At 41.0% G+C, this 4,325-nt stretch carries 4 protein-coding genes; all 4 read left to right on the top strand.

Going from position 1 to position 4,325, the window contains the following annotated elements; translation table 11 throughout:
• Positions 1-209 precede the first annotated feature (209 nt).
• Positions 210-1,499 (top strand): MATE family efflux transporter, encoded by a 1,290-nt coding sequence (locus Q3C19_RS17945; RefSeq protein ID WP_302731185.1) that lies wholly within the window; start codon positions 210-212, stop codon positions 1,497-1,499.
• Positions 1,500-1,511: 12 nt separating this feature from the next.
• Entirely contained in the window at positions 1,512-2,147 is a 636-nt protein-coding gene (locus Q3C19_RS17940; RefSeq protein ID WP_302731183.1) for a CatB-related O-acetyltransferase, read from the top strand.
• A 440-nt stretch (positions 2,148-2,587) separates the two neighbouring features.
• The gene (locus Q3C19_RS17935; protein WP_071150065.1) at positions 2,588-3,871 is read left to right on the top strand and encodes a site-specific integrase; all 1,284 of its coding nucleotides are present in this window, start codon (positions 2,588-2,590) and stop codon (positions 3,869-3,871) included.
• Positions 3,872-3,937: 66 nt separating this feature from the next.
• Positions 3,938-4,325: DUF1016 N-terminal domain-containing protein (locus tag Q3C19_RS17930; RefSeq protein ID WP_302731179.1), on the top strand; the 388-nt coding region annotated here is incomplete at its 3' end.

The raw sequence follows: 4,325 nt of genomic DNA, 5'->3' as shown, positions 1-4,325 counted from the left end.
AAAAATAGAGATGTTCAACCCATATGAAATGGCAAGTGTGCATATAGCTACGCTTAACGGATAGCATTTTAGTCATAGCTATTCAGCAACGGACAGGCTTATAATAGGTTTGTCCTTTCTTGTTTTGCCATTATTCCAAATTCATAATTATGCGATGTGTCATGCCGCCCTTGTGCAGCAGGACTTGTCGTATCATATCAAGTTGAACAATGAACTATACATATAAGAATATTTGGCTCATCAACTTTCCCGTAATGATGAGCATCCTTATCGAACAACTTATCAATATTACCGATGCTATTTTCTTGGGGCATGTAGGAGAAATAGAACTGGGTGCATCCGCCCTTGCCGGAATTTGGTATCTGGCTATCTATATGCTTGGCTTCGGTTTCAGTTTGGGCTTACAGGTCGTTATCGCACGGCGTAACGGTGAACGGCATTATTCCGAAACAGGGAAGACATTTTTTCAAGGATTGTTTTTCCTGTCGGGACTTGCTGTCTTTTTGTATTTGTTCTCCAGACTGTTTTCCCCGATTATTTTAAGTAGGCTGATTGCTTCTGCGGAAGTCTATCATGCTGTGATTGATTATTTGGACGGGCGAATTTGGGGACTACTGTTCTCCTTTCCGTTCCTTGCTTTACGTTCGTTCATGGTCGGTATTACCTATACAAAAGCCTTGAACATGGCGGCTCTGACAGCCGTATTAGTGAACATTCCAAGTAATTGGCTGCTCATATTCCATTGGAACATGGGAATAGCAGGTGCAGCCATCGCATCGTCTTTTGCCGAAGCGTGTTCGTTGGCAGTGCTGGCAATTCGTGTTTCACGTAAAATGGATAAAAGGCTTTATGGCTTGTCTTGGAGCTTCGACAAAGGTGTATTGCTCCATGTTTGTCGTGTATCCGTTTGGAGTATGCTCCATTCGTTTATCAGTGTAGCCCCTTGGTTCCTGTTCTTCGTAGCAATAGAACATTTGGGAGAATTACAACTGGCAGTGGCAAACATTCTCCGAAGCATATCTGCCCTGTTCTTTGTCATTGTCAGTTCATTTGCCGCCACAACTGGCTCGTTGGTAAGCAATCTGATTGGAGCAAACAAAAAAGAACAAGTGTTTCCGCTATGCAGCAAGGTTATCCGATTAGGCTATACCATCGGCTTACCGCTGATTACGCTTGCGTTGGTATTCTATCAGCCTGTTGTCAGTGTCTATACTGATAATTCGAATATCGTGCAAACTGCATGGTTGCCGTTTGTGGTCATGTTGCTTAACTACGTTTTTGCTTTACCCGGTTATGTCTATATGAATGCTGTAACGGGAACAGGAGCAACAGGAACAGCTTTCATCTTTCAGGCGACAACCATTGTCGCCTATCTGCTCTACCTGTGGGGATTGAGCTATTGGGATGTACCCCTTGCTGTTTATTGGACGGTAGAATACTTGTTCGTGATTGGACTTGGGGTGCAGTCTGTTATCTATCTTAAATATAAACACTATTAAAAACTGAATGTCATGATGAAAAAGATATATCCACGCACAGGTGACACGCAGACTGTGTACCTGAATGCGGTTGTGAAAGACCCGTCTATCGAAGTGGGCGACTATACCATCTACAATGATTTCGTGTCCGATCCGTTGCTTTTCGAACGAAACAATGTGCTTTATCATTATCCTATTAACCATGAGCGACTGATAATTGGCAAGTTTTGTTCCATTGCCTGCGGTGTGAAATTTCTGTTCAACTGTGCCAACCATACCTTGAAATCCTTATCCACCTATACTTTCCCGCTTTTTTATGAGGACTGGGATTTGGAGAAATCGAATGTGGTAACGGCTTGGGATAACAAAGGCGACATCGTGATAGGCAACGATGTATGGATAGGCTATGAAGCATTGATTATGGCTGGCGTTCACATCGGCAACGGAGCAATCATAGGCTCCCGTGCCGTTGTTACGAAAGATGTACCACCTTATACGATAGTTGGTGGTGTTCCTGCCAAACCGATAAGGAAACGTTTTACAGACGATACAATTCAAAAAATGGAAGCATTAAAATGGTGGGATTGGTCTTACGAGAAAATCAAGCAATGTTTGCCCTATCTTACAAGTGGAGACCTTGACAGGTTATTAAAGAATGAAAACATATAGGTGTAATAACTTTCCTCTGCAAAGGAATAATTAATAATTGGGTTACAAACAGACATTTAAGCATCAACAAACAACAAATCAAGTATTTACCCCCAAAATCGTTACAGAAGATTTTCCCAATTTTCAGTAACGATTTAGTAACGAAAGCATGTCAGAAGTAGCCATTTTAATGTCTTTCGGTTGTCCATCGGCTAAATAGAAAAAGTCCCGTAAAACGTTGATTTTACGGGACTTGTCTTAATTTGACTACCTAATGTCTTAGGTTTCAGCGGAGAGACAGGCTCTCAAACCTACATATTCAAGAAATATCATAAAATTACAAATTACTGATAATCACACACAATTTGGAATACATAGTAAATCTAAATCTTTCTGAATATCTTTTGCTATTCCAAATATTGGGTGTATATTTGGGTGTAGAATTTCAAACGCACCCAATTATGAATATCAAACGAAACATCATTTTTGCATTGGAAAGCCGGAAAAAGAACGGTGTGCCAATTGTGGAGAATGTCCCCATCCGTATGCGCGTCATATACGCAAGCCAGCGCATTGAGTTTACAACGGGTTACCGCATCGATGTAGCCAAATGGGATTCCGACAAGCAGCGAGTAAAGAACGGGTGTACCAACAAACTAAAGCAAAGTGCATCTGAAATCAATGCCGATCTGCTGAAATACTATGCCGAAATTCAAAATGTGTTCAAGGAGTTTGAGGTACAGGAAACCATGCCAACTACCCAACAACTAAAGGATGCATTCAACCTGCGGATGAAGAATGCCAACGAAGAACAGCAGGAAGAAGCACAGATAAGTTTTTGGGAGGTGTTCGATGAATTTGTAAAAGAATGCGGCAATCAGAATAACTGGACTGAATCCACATACGAAAAGTTTGCAGCCGTAAAAAATCACCTTAAAGAGTTCAAGGAAGATTTAACCTTTGAATATTTCAATGAATTCGGACTGAACGAATATGTCAATTTCCTGCGCGACAAGAAAGACATGAGAAACAGTACCATCGGTAAACAAATGGGATTCCTCAAATGGTTCCTGCGCTGGAGCTTCAAGAAAGGACATCATCAGAACATTGCATACGATACGTTCAAACCGAAACTGAAAACCACCTCGAAAAAAGTAATCTTCCTGACTTGGGATGAACTGAACAAGCTGAAAGACTACCAGATACCCAAGGATAAGCAATACCTGGAACGTGTGCGTGATGTTTTCCTGTTCTGCTGCTTTACGAGTTTGCGGTATTCGGATGTTCGCAATCTGAAAAGAAGCGATGTGAAGTCCGACCACATCGAAATAACCACAGTCAAGACTGCCGACAGCCTGACGATTGAACTGAACAAATACAGCAAAGCCATACTGGACAAATACAAGGACATCCATTTCGAGAATTACATGGCTCTGCCCGTCATCAGCAACCAGAAGATGAACGATTACCTGAAAGAGCTGGGCGAACTGGCAGAAATTAACGAACCTATACGTGAAACCTACTACAAAGGAAATGAACGTATAGATGAAGTTACACCGAAATACGCATTACTCAGCACACATGCAGGAAGAAGGACATTCATCTGTAATGCACTGGCTCTCGGTATTCCTGCACAGGTTGTAATGAAATGGACAGGGCACAGTGATTATAAAGCCATGAAGCCTTACATTGACATAGCAGATGATATTAAGGCCAATGCAATGAACAAGTTTAACCAACTCTAAAAGTATCAGTCAGTTTCACAGATTATCCATTATTAGAGTTATCTTTGTTAAGTAATAGTTAGTGATATGGAAAATAACAACGAACATAATATAAAGAAAGGTCATTTTGATGCCTTTGTCCATGCTGTCGGTTCGGAAATAGAACAGGCACAAATCCGGTTAATTACCGCAGCCAATGCCCAGATGTTGTTCCATTACTGGAAAATGGGCAACTATATACTGTATCATCAAAACCTGCATGGGTGGGGAGGTAAAATTATCAAGAAGTTGGCGCAGGCAATCCGATTCAATTACCCGGAAAAGAAAGGATATTCGGAGCGTAATCTTACTTATATGTGCCAGTTTGCCCGTTTATATCCGTTAAATGTACTTCGTAGTTTTATTGAAACAGATTCAATACTGTCTGTCCCCAATATTCAAAACATTACTAATCAAAATAGAAATTCAAGCAAAA

The organism is Bacteroides sp. ET489 (assembly GCF_030518095.1).
In the GTDB taxonomy this organism is placed as follows: Bacteria; Bacteroidota; Bacteroidia; order Bacteroidales; family Bacteroidaceae; genus Bacteroides; species Bacteroides ndongoniae.
The sequence above is the reverse complement of the archived record's forward strand: the minus strand, read 5'-3'. Positions and strand labels throughout refer to the sequence as shown.

Excerpts from the sequence above, each read along its gene's own strand:
- Q3C19_RS17940 (WP_302731183.1), top strand. The coding sequence starts at position 1,512 with ATGATGAAAAAGATATATCCACGCACAGGTGACACGCAGACTGTGTAC.
- Q3C19_RS17945 (WP_302731185.1), top strand. The coding sequence starts at position 210 with ATGAACTATACATATAAGAATATTTGGCTCATCAACTTTCCCGTAATG.
- Q3C19_RS17935 (WP_071150065.1), top strand. The coding sequence starts at position 2,588 with ATGAATATCAAACGAAACATCATTTTTGCATTGGAAAGCCGGAAAAAG.